12 protein-coding genes and 1 pseudogene are annotated in these 16,268 nt (G+C 65.9%); 7 read left to right on the top strand and 6 right to left on the bottom strand.

Translation table 11 applies throughout. The features are described from left to right. Positions 1-32 precede the first annotated feature (32 nt). The gene (locus tag ACWPOB_RS00930) at positions 33-941 is read left to right on the top strand and encodes a LysR substrate-binding domain-containing protein (RefSeq protein WP_455399593.1); all 909 of its coding nucleotides are present in this window, start codon (positions 33-35) and stop codon (positions 939-941) included. Positions 942-984: 43 nt separating this feature from the next. Here the strand turns inward: ACWPOB_RS00930 and ACWPOB_RS00925 are convergent, their stop codons facing one another. From ACWPOB_RS00925 to ACWPOB_RS00915, 3 genes are read right to left on the bottom strand one after another with little or no spacing between them, the layout of a single operon-like run. Next, the gene (locus ACWPOB_RS00925) at positions 985-2,373 is read right to left on the bottom strand and encodes an MmgE/PrpD family protein (protein ID WP_455399592.1); all 1,389 of its coding nucleotides are present in this window, start codon (positions 2,371-2,373) and stop codon (positions 985-987) included. 24 nt (positions 2,374-2,397) lie between these two features. Beyond that, on the bottom strand, positions 2,398-3,990 hold the full coding sequence (locus ACWPOB_RS00920) for an FAD-dependent monooxygenase (protein ID WP_455399591.1): 1,593 nt from the start codon (positions 3,988-3,990) through the stop codon (positions 2,398-2,400). After that, positions 3,987-5,699 carry a class I adenylate-forming enzyme family protein gene (locus ACWPOB_RS00915; RefSeq protein WP_455399590.1) on the bottom strand — a complete coding sequence of 571 codons (1,713 nt, stop codon included), beginning with the start codon at positions 5,697-5,699 and terminating at the stop codon, positions 3,987-3,989. The genes ACWPOB_RS00920 and ACWPOB_RS00915 overlap by 4 nt, the downstream gene beginning before the upstream one ends. 572 nt (positions 5,700-6,271) lie before the next feature. Here ACWPOB_RS00915 and ACWPOB_RS00910 point away from each other — a divergent pair. From ACWPOB_RS00910 to ACWPOB_RS00890, 5 genes and pseudogenes are all read left to right on the top strand, one after another. After that, complete coding sequence (locus ACWPOB_RS00910) at positions 6,272-7,576, top strand: MFS transporter (protein ID WP_455399708.1); 1,305 nt, start codon at positions 6,272-6,274, stop codon at positions 7,574-7,576. Between the two features lie 319 nt (positions 7,577-7,895). After that, the gene (locus ACWPOB_RS00905; RefSeq protein ID WP_455399589.1) at positions 7,896-9,077 is read left to right on the top strand and encodes an oxidoreductase; all 1,182 of its coding nucleotides are present in this window, start codon (positions 7,896-7,898) and stop codon (positions 9,075-9,077) included. Between the two features lie 136 nt (positions 9,078-9,213). After that, positions 9,214-10,243: pseudogene (locus ACWPOB_RS00900) on the top strand (IS110 family transposase). A 260-nt stretch (positions 10,244-10,503) separates the two neighbouring features. Then, positions 10,504-11,142, top strand: a complete 639-nt coding sequence (locus ACWPOB_RS00895; protein WP_455399588.1) for an AMP-binding enzyme — start codon at positions 10,504-10,506, stop codon at positions 11,140-11,142. Between the two features lie 130 nt (positions 11,143-11,272). Next, positions 11,273-11,446, top strand: coding sequence for a hypothetical protein (locus ACWPOB_RS00890; protein ID WP_455399587.1), 174 nt, complete (start codon positions 11,273-11,275; stop codon positions 11,444-11,446). A gap of 318 nt (positions 11,447-11,764) precedes the next feature. On the opposite strand, the gene ACWPOB_RS00885 is transcribed toward ACWPOB_RS00890, so the two are convergent. Genes ACWPOB_RS00885 through ACWPOB_RS00875 form a run of 3 tightly spaced genes read right to left on the bottom strand, consistent with a single transcriptional unit; the run spans position 11,765 to position 15,214 of the window. Continuing rightward, positions 11,765-12,772 carry a VOC family protein gene (locus ACWPOB_RS00885; RefSeq protein WP_455399586.1) on the bottom strand — a complete coding sequence of 336 codons (1,008 nt, stop codon included), beginning with the start codon at positions 12,770-12,772 and terminating at the stop codon, positions 11,765-11,767. Beyond that, the gene (locus ACWPOB_RS00880; RefSeq protein ID WP_455399585.1) at positions 12,769-13,629 is read right to left on the bottom strand and encodes an alpha/beta fold hydrolase; all 861 of its coding nucleotides are present in this window, start codon (positions 13,627-13,629) and stop codon (positions 12,769-12,771) included. Before ACWPOB_RS00880 ends, ACWPOB_RS00885 begins: the two co-directional genes overlap by 4 nt. A gap of 1 nt (position 13,630) precedes the next feature. Continuing rightward, positions 13,631-15,214: a bifunctional 3-(3-hydroxy-phenyl)propionate/3-hydroxycinnamic acid hydroxylase gene (locus tag ACWPOB_RS00875; RefSeq protein ID WP_455399584.1), complete on the bottom strand. Its 1,584-nt coding sequence runs from the start codon at positions 15,212-15,214 to the stop codon at positions 13,631-13,633. A gap of 128 nt (positions 15,215-15,342) precedes the next feature. Here ACWPOB_RS00875 and ACWPOB_RS00870 point away from each other — a divergent pair, with 128 nt between their 5' ends. After that, positions 15,343-15,963, top strand: coding sequence for a TetR/AcrR family transcriptional regulator (locus ACWPOB_RS00870; RefSeq protein WP_455399583.1), 621 nt, complete (start codon positions 15,343-15,345; stop codon positions 15,961-15,963). Positions 15,964-16,268 lie beyond the last annotated feature (305 nt).

Genomic DNA, 16,268 nt, shown 5'->3' with positions numbered 1-16,268 from the left:
CACGTTATCTCTGTATAAAGTAAGTTGAACTTATGTCTCGTCCGTCGTTCACCTTGCGCCAGCTGGAGTACTTCGTCGCGGTCGCCGAGGCAGGCACCCTGAGTGCTGCTGCCGAGCGACTGCACGTCTCGCAGCCGGGACTGTCCCAGGCCCTCACCGATCTCGAGCGCGCCCTAGACGCGCGGCTCACCATTCGGCGCAAGGCGAGGGGGGTGACGCTCACACCCGCCGGCCTGCAGACGCTGCGGCACGCGCGGGAGATCCTGCGGATCGCCGAGGAGATGGAGTACGCGGCCACGAACCGCCAGACCCTCACCGGTGTGCTCTCCGTCGGCTGCTTCGTGACGCTCGCGCCCACGGTGCTCCCAGCCCTCATCGAGGACTTCGGGCGCCTCCACCCGGACGTGACGGTGACCTTCGTCGAGGGGGACCAGAAGGAGCTCGACCACCGGCTCAACCACGGTGAGATCGACCTCGCGATCGTCTACGACCTGGAGGCGCGCCGCGACATCTCGCGGCAGGTGATCGACTCGATGCGTCCCCATATCCTGCTGCCTGCCAACCACCGGCTCGCCACCCGGGAGAGTCTCTCGTTGCTGGAGCTCCGCGACGAGCCGATGGTGCTGCCGGCGGTGCCGCCGGGAGAGAACAACACCCTGCAGATTTTCGAGCAGTTCGGTATCGCCCCGATCATCAGACACCGACCCCGCACGATGGAACTGGCGCGGTCCCTGGTGGGACGCGGCATGGGCTACGCGCTGTTCGTGCAGCACACCGCCAACGACCGGACCTACGAGGGCAACCCGGTGGTCGAGGTGGAGATCGACGAACCCGTCGGTGAGGTGGAGGTACTGCTCACCTGGTTGAAGGACGTGCGGCTCAACCGGCGTGCCCAGGCCTTCGCCCAGTTCTGCGCCGACCGGCGCGCCGGGGCCCGGTGAGCTCGGTGGTGACCAGAGAAAGAAGAACCAGGTACCACGCGGCTCAGGATGCGGACGAGTCCGTCATCAGATCCACGAGTTGGCGGGCGTCGGCCAGCTGCTCGACCTGGTCGACGGCAGCACGCAGTTCCTCGGCATCACTGCGGGGGCGAGCGGTCTTCGAGTAGTCCCAGCAGTCCAGGAATCGGTCGACGTGTGCCTGGGCAGGCAGGTCGTTGCCAGGGAAGCCCGGGGCCACGTCGAGCGCCCCGCTCCACGTCGACCCGTCGGTGCGGTGCACCACCAGTCGGCAGGCGGTGTGACTCGTCTCGTCGAGCCGGGAGTCCTCGAGAGTGGTCACCCGGTCCATGAAACCGGTGTCGACCAGAGCGGCGATAGCTGGGGGCTCGAAGTGGCCCAGCACCGAACCCGAGCGGCTCAGAGCGCTCGCCACGCAGTACTGGGTGCTGAACTGGGCATCCACCCGCGGCGTGGGGCCGAGCACGAACGGCTGGCCGACGAGGCGCCACGAGTACGGCGGGACGACGACCTCCACCCGGTCCACCGTCTCCGGGGTGAGCCCGGCGGCCACGGCGCCCAGGGCCAGCTCGGTGACGCCCTGGGTGAGACCGCAGCTGGGGTACTTCTTGAAGACCATCCGGTCCAGGTGCCAGCGGGCCCCGAGCGCCTCGGTGAAGCTCTCGGCGCGGACCTGCCCGCGACCGAACAGGTGTGCGTAGCCGTAGGTCCCGCCCAGGAAATGGACGGGACCGGTCAGTCCGGCAGTCGCGAACTGGACACACTCCACTGCGTCGCCGGCGATCCAGCCCTGGATCAGGCGCACGGCCAGGGAACCGTCGATGTTGCTCTGGAAGCTGCCGCCGCACCGGTTGAACGCGAGCGCCAGTGCGTGCAGCGTCTGGGTCTCGGTGAGCCGGCACACCCGCGCCACGGCCGCGGTCGCCCCCAGCACCCCCGCCACCCCGGTGGGGTCGAACCCGTCGTAGAGCTCCTCGGGGAGGTTGAGCCGGGCGCCCGTCTCCATGCCGATCACCAGCGCGGTCAGGAACTCCTCCCCACTGCAGCCACCCTCGAGTTCGGCAGCGGCGAGTGCCGCGGGGACCACGGCGGAGCCCAGGTGCAGCCCGGGCACCATGGCGTCGCAGTAGTCCAACGCCCGGGCCATGGCCCCGTTCAGGACTGCCGCGGACTGCGCAGGGAGGGTGTCGCCGTGTGCCAGGGCCCTGGCCTCGGGCCGACCACCGCGCCGGACGAAGTGTTCCCGCAGGGCGGCGATGCCGTCCTGGTCGGCGCCGGCCAAGGCGGTGCCGCAGACGGTGAGCAGTACCTGCCGGGCGATGGTCCGGACCGGGGTCGGGATGTCGTCGAGGCGGGTGTCCTGAATGAAGCGCGCAAGGGCGGCTTCGGGCGTGGGGGTGTCGTGCTCGGCCATTGTTGTAGTCCTCGAAGGTCGGGGTCAGCTGGTGCGGGCGAGGGCGCGGTCGATGACCGCGGCCACGTCGGCTCTGGTGGGAGCGGTCAGCACGGCAGCGACGTGGCCGTCCGGACGCACGACCCAGGCCTCGTTCGGCTTGGCGCCCAGGACCCCGGCCAGGGTCGGGGAGAGGCTGTCGCAGGCGACGACGCGCAGCGGCCCGCGGGCGGTGGCGGTCAGGGTACCGAGCTCCTCGACGTCCAGATCCGGACCGGTGAGCACGGTGAACCCCTGGCGCACCAGCTGGCGCAGCCGGGTCGTGGACGTGTCGTCGGTTTGCACCACGCAGTCCGGGACCAGGACACCGGGTCCCGGGTCGGGGAGCTTGCCCTTGGCCGGGCGCCCCGGGAACGGACGCTGGGGGTCGGGAGTGGTGAGCGGTGAGTCCACGTACCAGAACGGCTCGGCCATGCGCCCGGAGTTGATCTCGATGTGCGCGGCAGGGTCGTGCACGGCGCGCTCCAGGGTCTCGCGGCGCACCTCCCGCTCCTCCTCGGTCCTCGGAACGAGGAAGCGCATCGTCTCACCGACCACGGCCAGGTTCTCCCTGGCCGCAGCGTGCCGTTCGTCGTGGTAGCTCTCGAGCAGCTCCTCCGACGCCCAGCCGTGCAGCACGTAGGCGATCTTCCAGGCGGCGTTCTCGGCGTCGGGCACGCCGGAGTTGAGACCGCGGGCACCGAACGGTGCCACCAGGTGCGCGCCGTCGCCCGCGATCAGGACCCGGCCGACCCGCATCCGGTCGGCGACCCGGGCGTGGAACCGGTAGACCGACTTCCAGGCGATCTCGTAATCACGGCCACCGGTGACGTTGCGGATCAGCCGGTCGAGCTCGCCGCTGCGCTCCTGCTCCTCGAGGTCGTATTCCTCGGGGACCTGCCAGTCGACCCGGTACGTCGAGTCGGGGCAGGCGTGGATTAGCACCTGGCGACCCGGGTTGAACGGCGGGTCGAAGTAGAAGCGTCGTTCCGAGGCCCACTCGGGCATGTCGATGCGCAGGTCGGTGATCAGGAACCGGTCCCCGAACGTCTCACCGTCCAGAGAGACGCCCAACATCTCTCGCACTTCCTCGCCACGTGCCCCAGGGCAGGCCACCACGTAGGAGCCGCGCACCTCGACGGGACCCTCGACCGTGGTGCAGGTGACGGTGACACCGGTGTCATCCTGGCTCAGACCGGTCACCGGGTGGCCCCATCGGACCTCGATCAGGTCGGAGGCGGCGATCCTCTCGTCGAGGACCTCCTCGGTGCGCTGTTGGGAGATGTTCACGAAGGGCGGGAACGCCGAGGTGCCGTGTTCCTCCTGCAGTTCGACGCTGAACAGCTCCTCGTCGCGGTAGTAGGTGCGGCCCACCTGGAACGTCAGTCCCTCGTCGGCCAGCACCCGACCCGCGCCGACGGTCTCCCAGATGTCGAGGACGTCGCGCTGCTGGGCGATGGCTTTCGACCCGACCTCGTCGCGGGCCTCCCGTCCGTCGAGCAGGACCACAGGGATGTTCCAGCGGGCGAGCAACAGTGCGGTGGTCTGTCCGACGGGGCCGTTGCCGACCACGATCACGGGCAGGGGATTGGTGTTCACGGCGTGCTCCTGGGGAAGGTGGGGGAAGCGGGGTGCTCTCGGAGGGAACGTTTGAGGATCTTGCCCGAGGGATTGCGGGGGATGGCCGCGATGAATTCCACCGGGCCGGGGACCTTGTACGGGGCGAGTCGCGCCCGGCAGAATTCCCGCACCTCGTCGGGGTCGAGGGTGGCATCCTCGGCGACCACGAGGAAGGCCTTCACCACCTCGCCACGGTAGTCGTCGGGCACACCGATCACGGCAGCGTCCCGAACGGCCGGGTGCTGCAGGAGCACCTCCTCCACGTCCCGGGGTGAGACCTTGAAGCCGGAGGCGATGACCATGTCCTTGATCCGGTCGACGACATAAAAGAACCCGGCCTCGTCCCGCTTGGCCAGGTCGCCGGTGTGGAACCAGCCGTCGCGGAACGCCAGCGCCGTCTCGTCGGGTCGTTGCCAGTAGCCACGGGCGAGCGTGGGCGAGCGGATCGCGAGCTCGCCGAGCTCGCCCGGGGCCGCTTCGACGTTCTTCCCGTCCTCGTCGGTCCCGAGCACCTTCGCCTGCACTCCCGGGAGTGGTACGCCGATCGACACCGCCCCGGTCTCGGGGTCCACCGGAGCACGGCTGCCGCGCGGGACACCGTGGCACGGGGTGGCGGTCTCGGTGAGGCCGTACACGTTGTGCAGGTACCGGCCGCTCGTCTTCTCGAAGGCCTCGAGCACTGCGGTGGGCAGGGGAGCGCCGCCGCTGTGCAGGGTGCGCAGCGAGCTCAGGTCCCGAGTGGTGAAGTCCGGGTGTCGCATCAGGGCGATGTACGCGGTACTCGGCCCGAGCATCCAACTGCCTCGCCACTTCTCCACCAGGCGCAGTAACTCCCCGGCCTCGAATCGGTGCATCAGCAGCAGCGGGGAGCAGGCGGCCCTGCTGGTGGCCAGGTGCCCCGTCAGGCCGGTGATGTGGAACATCGGGGCCACCGCAACGGTGGTCTGGCCGGGTTGCAGATCTGCCCACACGCGCAACGATTCCGCGGCACGGACCAGGGCGCTGTGATGCACCACCGCGGCTTTCGCGACCCCGGTAGTTCCGGAGGTGTAGGCGAGCAGGGCCGGATCGTCGGGCTCGGCGCGGTGCGGAACGACTTCCCGGCCCGCGTGGGCGGCGATGACCTCTTCCAGCGCGAGCGCGCCGGGACAGTGCAGTCGCCGGCTGCCGGCCAGGCTGCTGGGGACGGTCGGGAGGTCATCCAATTCGCTGGTGACCAGCACGTGCTCGACCGCGGTGCCGGCGAGTGCGGCGGCGACTGTCGGGTGCAGCGACTCCAGGGTTACCACCAGCCGCGTGCCTGTGGAAGCGAGGTGGTGGGCGAGCTCGTCCGGTTGGAGCATGGCGCTCACCGGTGCCACCACGGCGCCGGCCAGGAATGCGCCGTGCAGCACGACCGGGACCGCCGGGACGTTCTGCAGCATCACGGCCACGCGGTCCCCGGGGCGTATTCCGAACTCATCCGTCAGCGCTGCGGCGAAGGCGTGGGCCCGCCGGCCCAGTTCGCCGAAGGTCAGCGTGGTGTCGAAGTAGTGGACACCCGGCTGGTCGGGGGCGGTGCGATAGGCGTGCTCGAACAGGTCGGAGGCGTTCGTCCACCTCGGCTCGATGTAGGTGGGGACGCCCGGTGGATACAGGGCGGTCCAGGGCGGGGCCGAGTCCACGGCGACGGAGTTGCCTCGATTCACATGCTGATTGTGACCGGCACCGCATTCAGCACAAAAGGACCGCCTTCCTTGGTGGAACCATGGTTTTGCTTATGTGTGAAGAAGGACTCAGGCGGCGAGTTGCGGAGCTCGAGCGGCCGCGAGTGCTTCTAGCCCCTCGGAGTGCCTTCTTAGGTAAAAGGGATATATATAGAAAATTTCCTGTCTTTTCCCTTGGAATATGCGATGGGTCACAATCTCTATGCCGGCCGACGAGCTTCCTTTTGGAGTCTGCGACTCCGGCATCTGTGGCCTCCGTGAGTGCCGATCTCACGATCGGCAACGAGTGAGCCACCGGAGTTGTTTCAAAACGCTTGAGGGGCAACGGATTACGCATACAATATGAAAACGCATTCCTGACGCGCATTTGTCATTCGTTGGATCGAACCGAATTCAAGTTGGTGGTCCGTAAGAACTCGACCGCCGCCTTCATCTTCCCTTCGTCACACGAACCTGGGAAACATCCTGGGAGAGAAGAGATCTGTATGTCCAACTCATCCTCTGGATCGCAATTGCGGACCCGATCCGGAGCCGCTTCGGTCGTCGCCGCGTGCATGGCAGTGACCACTATCGAAGGCATCGATCTCATCATGTACGGTGCGGTGCTTCCGACTCTACTCGAGACGAAGCAGTGGGGTCTGACAGCGTCGTCCGCTGGTCTGATCGGGGCCCTGTCGTTGTTCGGTATGTGCTTCGGGGCGCCGTTTGCCGGGTACTTCGCCGATCTCATCGGGCGCCGTCCGGTTGTGCTCACCGCCATTGCGAGCTTCACCGTGGCAACGCTGCTCTGTGGTTTTGCTCCCAGCCTTGGGCTGTTCGGACTCTTTCGATTTCTCGCGGGAGTCGGCTTCGGAGCTGCACTACCCACAGTCATCGCTCTGACAATGGAATACGTGCGCGTCGAACGCCGTCAGCAATACAGCGGCATCATTCACACCGGCGTGCCCCTCGGTGGCATCATCGCGTCATCGCTCGCGTTGTTCGTCGTTCCTGCCTGGGGATGGCAACACATGTTCATCATCGGTGGCGCACTCGGCATCGTTGGGTTTGTGATTGCATTCCTGGTGATTCCGGAATCGATGGCGTTTCTCGCCGGCAAGGGGCGCCACGAGGAAGCACGAGCTATTGCGGCGCGCTACAACATCGATGTTCGCGCCGAATCGGCGATCTCTCTCACGAAGGACGATGAGGTCAGCTCGAACCGAAGCCATGCGATCAAGCTGCTGATGTCCTCTCGGTACAGGGTTGGCGCGATTCTCTTCCCGCTGATCTGCTTCTGTGGTCTGCTGGCGTCCTACGGGATGAACACCTGGTTCCCGCAGATGCTCCGTGAGAGCGGCTACAACTTGGGTTCCGCCCTGGTGTTCTTCATTGCCTTCAATGTCGGAACGATCGCGGGAATGATCATCATGGGTGGCCTCGCCGATCGAATCGGATCGCGCCTGGTCATCTCCACCGGTTTCCTGGTCGGGGCGGTTACTGCTGTGGCGGTTACGTTTCAGCCTCCGCAGGCCGTGGTGCTCGCCCTTGTCATCGTGGTGGGATTCTGCGCGGCTGCACAGTCCTCGGTGTCCGGGTTCATCGGTGTCTATTTTCCGGCCGAGGCGCGGGGGACTGCCCTGGGGTTGTCGCTCGGGCTGGGCCGCCTCGGTGGTGTCGCGGGACCGATCATCGTCGGATATGTTCTCGGTTCGTCACTCGGCGTCAGTTGGGCCTTCTACGCTCTTGCCGCCTTCGGAGTCCTGGCGGCACTCATGGTTACGGTGGTTCCGCGGTCGAAGGGTGTGACGGCATCCTCTGCGTCGCCTCATGTCGAGAGTGGCACGACATCGAGACTGGAAGCTCCTGCCATGGATTGAGAACCCGTTGAGCCGCTGGCGAATTCGTCCTACAAACGTGTCGCGGGCCCTGTAACCGCCCCGCCACATCATCCTCAAGCGTGCGCTGGTGGATGATGTGGCGGGGTCATAGCCTGACGCCTCGATGAGTGAGAGATTGCGCGGATCCGGTATCCGCAAACGGCTGACCTCTTTGCGCCATCCGTGGGCGGGCGGCGAACAGCCCCGGTCGACACTTCCTGACAACGTACCGACGGTGTGCTTGTAGGGTTTTCGCTCTGGCTGCCCAATGACGCCCTGCCCGGGTACCCCGTCGGATCTCAAAGGAGAAACGATTCATATGAACAATGCTATTGAGACTGATCCTCTCTTCGCGCCTCTCCAGCTGAAGGGGAGGACGCTGGAGAATCGATTCGTTCTTCCCGCTATGCAGCGCGGTCTGCACGATTACAGGCCGTCAGCAAGACTGGCTCAACGGCTGGAGGAGCATGCGGCCGGAGGCGCGGCGATTGTCATCTCGGAAGGCGCCACCCCGGATCACCCGGCCGCCTATTGGCAACCGACGTTCGCGGCCATCGGAGATCGCACGGTTGATGATTGGCGACACGTTGCCCATTCGGTGACGAACGGCAGGGAGACAGTCTTCCTCATCCAGCTGTGGCACCCGGGCGCAGTGCGCGTCGTGCCCGATAACGTTCCCAACCCACATCGGGACTTCCCGGCATTGAGCCCGTCCGGGCTCGTCCAAGCGGGGCGCGTCAACGGCATTGCGATGACGTTGAACGAGATCGAGGAGACGAAGACCGCTTACGTCCGGAGTGCACGCATCGCCCAGGAGGTGGGTGCACACGGTGTCGAAATCCACGCAGCCCATGGGTACCTGCTGGACCAGTTCCTCTGGCATGAGACGAACACGCGCAAGGATGAGTACGGCGGTCCGACTCTGGTGGATCGGGCCCGGTTCCCTGCTGAGATCATCTCCGCCATCCGTGCCGCGACTGGACCGGACTTCATCATCTGCTTCCGTTTCTCGCAGTTCAAGGAAGTCGATTACTCTGCGAAGATCGCACAGACCCCAGATGAACTCGCCCCCTTCATCGAGCTGATCCAAGCGGCGGGCGCCGACATGTTCCATGTCTCGACGCGCCGGTTCGACGCCCCGGCCTGGCCGGAGATCGACGAGACTCGCAGCACAGCCGCCTGGGTGAAACAGATGACAGATCGTCCCGTGATCGCGATCGGCAGCGTCGGCCTCTCCAAAGACTGGACCAGCGATCTCCTCAACAACAAGCAGCCGGAGCTGCAGATCGAAGCCGACCTCGAGCGAGTTCGCGACGGACTTCGCGCCGGTGATTTCGATTTCATCGGCGTCGGCCGGACCCAGATCGCGAACACCGATCTGGTCCGTCGGGTTCGCGAGCAGGACCTCGCGGGAATGCGGAAGTTCGAGAAGAAACTCGATCTGGTCGACCTCAACATGGTGCACGAAGGGCAGTTGGTCGAAACCGAGCCGAGGACCTGACCCTCTTGTCTGCTCCCCCCGCTTGAAAGGGCACGCCCATGATGAATCGCTCGCGTTCCCCGTTTCCTTCTTCGTAGTCCTGCAACGCAGGACTACGGTCGCCAAGTTCGGATGACTTCTTGCCCTTGTCTTTCGAATGATTCGAGGGGGTGGGGTCGCCGAACGAAAGACACGCTTCACAGACCACTCCTACGCCGTGTTCTGCGGCATCGACGTGGGAAAAGGCGAACACCACGCCGTCGGACTCGACCCCGCCCGCACTCGGCTGTCCGACAAAGCCCTGCCCAACGACGAACCCAAACTCCGGTCCGTGTTCGACCGCCTGGCCGAGCACGGACCGGTGCTGGTGATCGTCGACGAACACGATCGGCGCGCTGCCGGTCACCGTCGCCCGAGCCTGTAGACAAGCTGTGGCGTACCTGCCGGGCCCGACGATGCGCCGTGTCGCCGACCTGTATCCCGGTCAGGCCAAGACCGACGCCCGCGACGCGTTCATCATCGCCGACACCGCCCGCACGATGCCGCACACCCTGCGTCGGTCGATGTCGATGGCGGTGATGAGGCCCTGGCCGAACTCGGGGTACTCGTCGGGTTCGACGACGACCTCGCCGGCGAGGCCACCCCCATCAGCAACCGCATCCGCGGATTGCTCACCGGCATCCATCCGGCCCTCGAACGCCTTCTCGGCCCCAAGATCGCGCATCCGGCCGTACTCGACATCCTGTCGAAGTGCGGTGGGCCGGTCGGCATCCGCAAAGCGGGGCAAACGCCAACTCATCACCCTCGCGACCAAGCACGCACCGCGGATGGGAGCGCGTCTGGCCGAGGAGATCCTCGCCGCCCTCGATGCCCAAACCGTGACGGTGCCGGACAGCAACTCCGCTGAGATCGTTCTGCCGAAACTGGCCGACTCGATGCTTCTTGCCTGGCGCGTCTGTTCTGGCTTCTCCCATGGACTCAGCTGGGCTACGACCGGGTGGATGCCTCAGTCGAACAAGGAACAAATCGGACCTGCCCTGCATCGTTTCGAATCTTCGCCGAACTACCAGTTGCTTTCGAGCCTCGCAGGAACAGTTGTGAGAACGATCGAACGCGGTGATTGCCTCATCAAGGTCCGACGAACCCGTCGACCGCATGAAATTGGAATCGGGTTCACCCACGAATAGTCCGCCACTCACCGAAAGCGCCCCGGCGCAACCAGGAGGAAGTATTCGCTGCAGGGCGCTACGCAACGGACGCGGCTGCATCAACCACGACGCCCATACAGAGGACGACGTTCGCAGTGCTTTCCCGCCAATCTTCCGCGTCGTCGCCGACCGTCGCACGCCGAACATATTGCTGTACAACCTATTTCGTGGATAGAAGCAACTGTCCATGAACACCGTCGAAGCGACGCGTCGGGGTTCTCGCCATCAGCGGAGCCTCGGTGTTTCCCGGCTACGTCACCGGCCACACCGACGATGGTCTTGTGATCGACGACCTCGGCACCGTCGTCGACGGCTGGCTCGACACCGGTGATCTCGCTCGCCTCGACGAGGACGGATTCGTGTATCTGACCGGACGCGCCAAGGACATCATCATCCGGGGAGGCCACAACATCGACCCCTCCACGGTCGAAGAGGCACTGCTCGGTCACCCCGACGTGACCGCTGCTGCTGTCGTCGGCCGGCCAGACACCCACGCCGGAGAGGTGCCTGCCGCATTTGTCACTGTGGTGCCCGGGGCCACGGTCGGGGTCGAAGAACTTGCCTCCTGGGCCGCTGCGCATGTCACCGAACGTGCTGCCGCACCGCGATTTGTCACGATTGTCGATGCCATTCCGGTCACCGCTGTCGGCAAGCCCTACAAGCTGGCTCTGCGGGCCGAAGCGGCCCGCGCCGCTCTCGCAACCGCGCTTGACGAAATCCCGGGAGTCGAGGATGTCACCGCACAGGTCCGCAATGGAGACATCCACGTTGAGATTAGCCTCACTACCGGTACGGACAGAGAACTCGTCGGCAAGGCATTGAGTTCGTACACCGTCGCATGGAGTCTTGCCGAAGAATCCTCGGATCGCTCCGAGTAGGTGGCCCCGAGATCGCGGACATCAGCGAAGCTTCCCGGGCTGGTACTGGTCGCCGACAATGAATGCACACGTTCAGTACGACTCCCGACTTGAACTGTCTCGGCTCCTGTTGGCGGACTTCGATCCTTCGGTGAAAGTCATCGTGGCGCAGCTGTTTCAGATCGCCGAGAGTGTGGACGGAGCGGTTGTCCGTGGGCAGATTCCAGATTTTCTCCTCGTGCACTCGGATCGGACGGTGACGATCGTCAACGTCAAGACACTAGAAGCCCTCGAAGACGACACGGGGCGTTCGACATTCGAGTAGGTGAGCACTGTCCTCGCGGCACGTGACTGGCGTCATGAGATCTGGTCGGGCGGTGACACAGCCCTGTTGGCGAACGTTCGGGTTCGTTGCCAGGTTCCGCCGACCTCATCATCGGGATGATCTTGTGAGGCTGATTGCGCAGCGTGCCCCCGGCCACACCGTTGGTGGGGTCAATGCCTTGGTTGGAACCTAGTGCTACAGCGGGGAAGTACGACCCGTACACGAGCTTCGTCGACGAGGGCACGGCGCGGGCCCGTCCCCTCGTCCAGGGGAGGGAGGAGGACGGGCCCGCGCCGTTCTTGTTCTCGTTTCACGTGTTCAGCTTGGGATGCCGGCCAGAGGGCTCAGCGCTGGGACGGTCACCTCCTGCTGCCTCTTCGAGCGGACCATGGTGCGGAACATGTTCATCTTGTGCAGCACGGTCTCGCCGACTGGAGTATGGCCCCATATCGAGATGCCTTGGTAGGTAGACGGTTCCCAGGTGGCTTCGACCTCCGGGGTGATGAGCACCGGATTCCAGCCCACCTCCAGTTCGAATCCGGACGGGGTGACGCAGTAGAAGGAGAGTTCGCGGTCGTTGGTGTGCTGACCCACCGACCACATCATCTTGAAGCCCTCGGCGGTGACTCGTTCGAAGGCGCCGACCATATCGTCGAGTTCGGCGACCTGAATGTTGACGTGCTGGACGTCGGAAGGAATTGGGTTGACGGCCAGGCCCTTGACGTTGGCGAGGGCGATCGAGTGGTGGCGCTCGTTCACTCGCAGGAACCGGATCCGCAGGGAGATCGGCCCCACTCGCTCCTCGATGAAGTCGGTGAGACGGGCGTCGAACACCTCGGAGTAGTAACCGTGCATCTGCATGGCGTCTTTGGAGGCGATGGCCACGTGTCCCATGCCGCTGGCGCCGGTGACGAACGCCGAGTTGAGCATCGTCAGGGGCTTGCTGGTGGTCAGGGGCGTCGTGAAGATCTCGGTGGCAATCCCTTTGGGGCCGGCGAAGCGCCACAAGCGCTCCACGCCGCGCAGTGCACACTCCTCGGGGGTGCCCTCGGTGATCGGGATGCCGGCCTTGATGACTCGGCCCAGGATCACGTCGAAGGTTTCATGGTCGTCGACCTGCCAGCCGAGGGTGGCCACATCTTCCCGCTCGCCTTTCTGGATCAGGAACCGGCACTCGTGGTCGTCCAGTCGGAAGCGGGTTACGTCGGGGCTCAGCACGTCGATGTGCATGCCGATGGCGTCGCGGCCGAATCGCTGCCACTCGCTCATTTTGCGTGACTCGACCACCAGATAGCCCAGATGGACGGAACCGAAGACGTCGGTCATGCCTGCTCCCCGGTTGCAGAGGCGCCCTCGGACAGGAAGAGCTCGGCCAGCGCCCGGAACCGAGAGACCTGCTCGACCTGGACCCAGTGGCCGGCGTGCGGCAGCACGTGCAGCTGGGCGTTGGGCAGGTGCTTGGCGTAGTGATATGAGGCGTCGACGCTGATGATCGAGTCCTCGCGACCGTGCACGACCAGGACTTCGTGGTCGACCTCGGCGAGCTGCTCGGCGGTGAAGACCAGCGGGGTGGGCTCGGGGGTGAAGGTTCGCTCGTGCGAGCGGCGGATGTCGGGCCGGGCAGCGAACTCGGCCCGCTCCTTGGCCACTTCGCGGAGGGTTCCTCCGAAGGACGAGGTGTCGTGCATGAAGTGCTGGAGCAGGTTCTCCATGGCATCGGGTGACTCGTCGGTGTAGTAGAGCACCATCTTGATGAGATTCTCGCTCGGCGGCAGGGGTGCCCCGGCGCTGCCCATCAGGATGACTCGGTCGAACAGCTCCGGCCGGCGCTGGAGCATCAGCATCGCGAGCATGCCGCCCAGCGAGTTGCCGACTACGTGGGTCTTGCGGACGTCCAGGGCGTCCAGCAGGGCGAAGAGGGAGTCGACCCGGGTCACCGAGGAGGCGCCGACACCGGCGGGAAGGTCCTCGGGATGCTCGGAGTCGGCGAAACCGAGGACGTCCGGGGCGATGTGACGGTAGCCGGGCATGGTCTCGATGAGCTCGGCCCAGTTCGACCGGGCGCTGACACCCGGTCCGGAGCCGTGCAGCCACAGGATCGCCGGCGCCTCGGGGTCGCCGGCCTCCAGGACGTTGAGTCGCCAGGCCCCGGCCTGGACGTCGCGGGCGGTGATCGTGTTCATGTCACTTCTCCTTGAGATTGCCGCGGGGTGCGGGGACGTCGAGGCCGGTGGCGTCGGTGGCCGCGACGAGGCGGTCGGGTCGGACCACGAGCACCCGCGCGTCGAACTTCGCCGCCCAGTCGCCGAGCAGCCCGGTGTGGTCCACCAGGGAGTCGGGGTCGGTGGCGTTGCCGGTGGCGGGGCGAACGGTCAGGAACCGGGCCCCCAGAGCCCTCCATGCCTGAGCCTGAGCCGGGGACATCGCGTGCCGGGGGTTCGTTCCCAGGCCGAATACCAGGAACCCGCGCCCGGCCAGATCGTCCAGGAGGCCGGTGGTGCCGGAGGCGTCGGTGACCTGGGGTTGAGGGATCATCCGCCCGACGGCGCTGCGTCGACCGGTAGCGCCGGTGGCCCAGCCGTCGACGAAACGGTTGGTCTCGTTCTTGGGGCGCAGTGCCTCGATGACCGGCTTCGCATTCTGCAGCTTCGGGGCCAGCCAGTTGCGCAGGCCGACCGCCCACGTCTTCTCCATCTCGATGAAGCGACCGAGCCGCAGGGAGATGTCGGTCATCTCCTTGACGTGCATCCACCGCTCGGACTGGACGGTGTCGAGGATGTCCTCCCCGACCCGGCCGTGCACGAGCGCCTCGATCTTCCAGGCGATGTTCTGCGCGTCGCGGATCCCGGACTGCATCCCCTGGCCGGCCCACGGCGGCATCAGGTGGGCGGCGTCACCGATCATCACGACGCGCCCGGCACGCCACTTCTCGAGATGGCGCACGTGGTGGCTGTAGAACGCCCATCCCTTGATGGTCACGTTCTCCTCGGTGATGCCCAGCGGCGCCAGGCGCTCCCAGACTCGTTCCTCGGACTCGTAGTCGTCGTCCCACTCGCCTTCGTTGAGCGGGATCTCCCAGCGGTGGTTGCCCTTGGCCAGCGGGATGTCCACGACCGGCCGGGTCTGGTCGGACCAGAAGACCAGCTCGTCGTGCCCGGGCCAGGGCCTGCGCACCGCGCCGTCGATGACCAGCCAACGGCGTGGCTTGGTGTCGCCGACCAGGGAGTAGCCCACGGCCTCGCGGACCCGGCTGCTGCCGCCGTCGGCACCGATGACGTACTTGACCCGCAGGTCGTAGGGGTTGCCGGCGGCGTCGGTCGCGGTGACCGTCACGCCCTCGGAGTCCTGGGACAGTCCGGTGAAGGCGTGGCCGAACCGGAGGTCGAGCGACTCGTGCTGCGCGCAATTGTTGCGCAGCTCCTGCTCCATGTCGGGCTGGTAGATCATCATGGCCGGCGGCTGCCCGAGCTCACCCGGGTAGACGTCGAGGTGGAAGACCGTCTGGCCGGTGTAGGTCTTCCAGGTCATGCCCCGGGCCGGGTCCATGTCCTGCTTGACGCGTTCGGCGACTCCGAACTCCTGAAAGATCCGAAGCGTCCAGTCGTTGACGGTGACGGCGCGGGCGCGGTTGTAGAGGTCCTTGTCCTTCTCCAGGACGACGGTGGAGATTCCCGCCATGCCCAGGTAGGTAGCGGCGATCACGCCGCTGGGTCCGTAGCCGACGATCGCGACGTCTGCGTCGTGGCCGGTGTGCACGGGTCTGTTCATTCGAATTATCTGCCTCTGTGATCGGAACCACTTCTGGATGGATCATTCCAGTCAGGGCCGGATCATGCAATGCCCCGAGGGGGATGGCTGAAACGGAGAGGGGTGCACAGCGGCCTAGACTTCGGGCCATGGCCGGACGAACCCGTACTGAGATCCGCGGCGAGCAATCCCGTGACGACGTCCTGCGCGCCGCGGAGGAACTCATGTCCCGGCGCGGCTACCGGGCGACGAGCATGGCTGACCTGATCCGCGAGTCGGGGGTGCCGTCGAGCAGCATCTACTGGCACTTCAACTCCAAGGCAGGGGTGCTCGCAGCGGTCATGGAGCGCGGTGCTGACGCGTTCTTCGCCAGCATCTCCGCCGACGTGCCGGACAACGGTGCAGTAGACCCCCAGCAGGCGCTCGAGCGGGTGTTGCGCCGCAGTATCGGTGCCGCCCTGGACAACCCCAGTTTCCTGAGCCTCTACCTGGACTTCCTGCTGCACGCGGAGGACGAACCGGCCGTCGCCGACCAGGTGGCCGGGGTCCGCCGGATGGCCCTGGAGACCGTGCGCACCAACCTTCGATTGGGGTATGCCAGCTACGGTGAGGAACGGGCGGCCCGCGTCGCGGACCGGATCGCGCCCCTAGCGGTGGCCTTCTTCGACGGCATGTTCGTCGCCGCCAAGTCGGTGGACCCGCCGGACGTCGAGCAGGCCCTGGCCGACGTCGCGCGGTCCTTGCACTTCGTGGCTGAAGCCACGCCCTGACCGGATGGCCTGTGGCCACGACACCGGCGCAGTCGCACGGACTGGACACCGTGCTCGGCTACGCAGTGGCGATCCTGCGGGCGTTTCGCCCCGAGGACTCAGTGTTTCCCACGGCCGAGCTGGTCCGTCGCACCGGGATCCAGAAGGGATCCCGGTGCGGCAGGGCGTCGAGGTCGTGTACGTGGGCAGGATTGGTGGCCGCCACCTGATGCGTCCTCCCGCGCGGGTGGGGCGGATGCCGTTGTGCTGCAAGGCAATCGGTAAGATCCTGCTGGCCCACGCCATCGCGGAAATGCAGCAGCAGG

It is taken from the genome of Rhodococcus sp. 2H158, assembly GCF_053764755.1.
Note: the sequence above shows the minus strand (reverse complement) of the source record. Positions and strands in the feature narration are given on the sequence as shown.

Bases quoted from the DNA above. Each gene is read 5' to 3' on its own strand.
- ACWPOB_RS00930 (WP_455399593.1), top strand. From the start codon at position 33: ATGTCTCGTCCGTCGTTCACCTTGCGCCAGCTGGAGTACTTCGTCGCG.
- ACWPOB_RS00880 (WP_455399585.1), bottom strand. From the start codon at position 13,629: ATGAACACGATCACCGCCCGCGACGTCCAGGCCGGGGCCTGGCGACTC.
- ACWPOB_RS00910 (WP_455399708.1), top strand. From the start codon at position 6,272: ATGGCAGTGACCACTATCGAAGGCATCGATCTCATCATGTACGGTGCG.
- ACWPOB_RS00905 (WP_455399589.1), top strand. From the start codon at position 7,896: ATGAACAATGCTATTGAGACTGATCCTCTCTTCGCGCCTCTCCAGCTG.
- ACWPOB_RS00925 (WP_455399592.1), bottom strand. From the start codon at position 2,373: ATGGCCGAGCACGACACCCCCACGCCCGAAGCCGCCCTTGCGCGCTTC.
- ACWPOB_RS00870 (WP_455399583.1), top strand. From the start codon at position 15,343: ATGGCCGGACGAACCCGTACTGAGATCCGCGGCGAGCAATCCCGTGAC.
- ACWPOB_RS00885 (WP_455399586.1), bottom strand. From the start codon at position 12,772: ATGACCGACGTCTTCGGTTCCGTCCATCTGGGCTATCTGGTGGTCGAG.
- ACWPOB_RS00875 (WP_455399584.1), bottom strand. From the start codon at position 15,214: ATGAACAGACCCGTGCACACCGGCCACGACGCAGACGTCGCGATCGTC.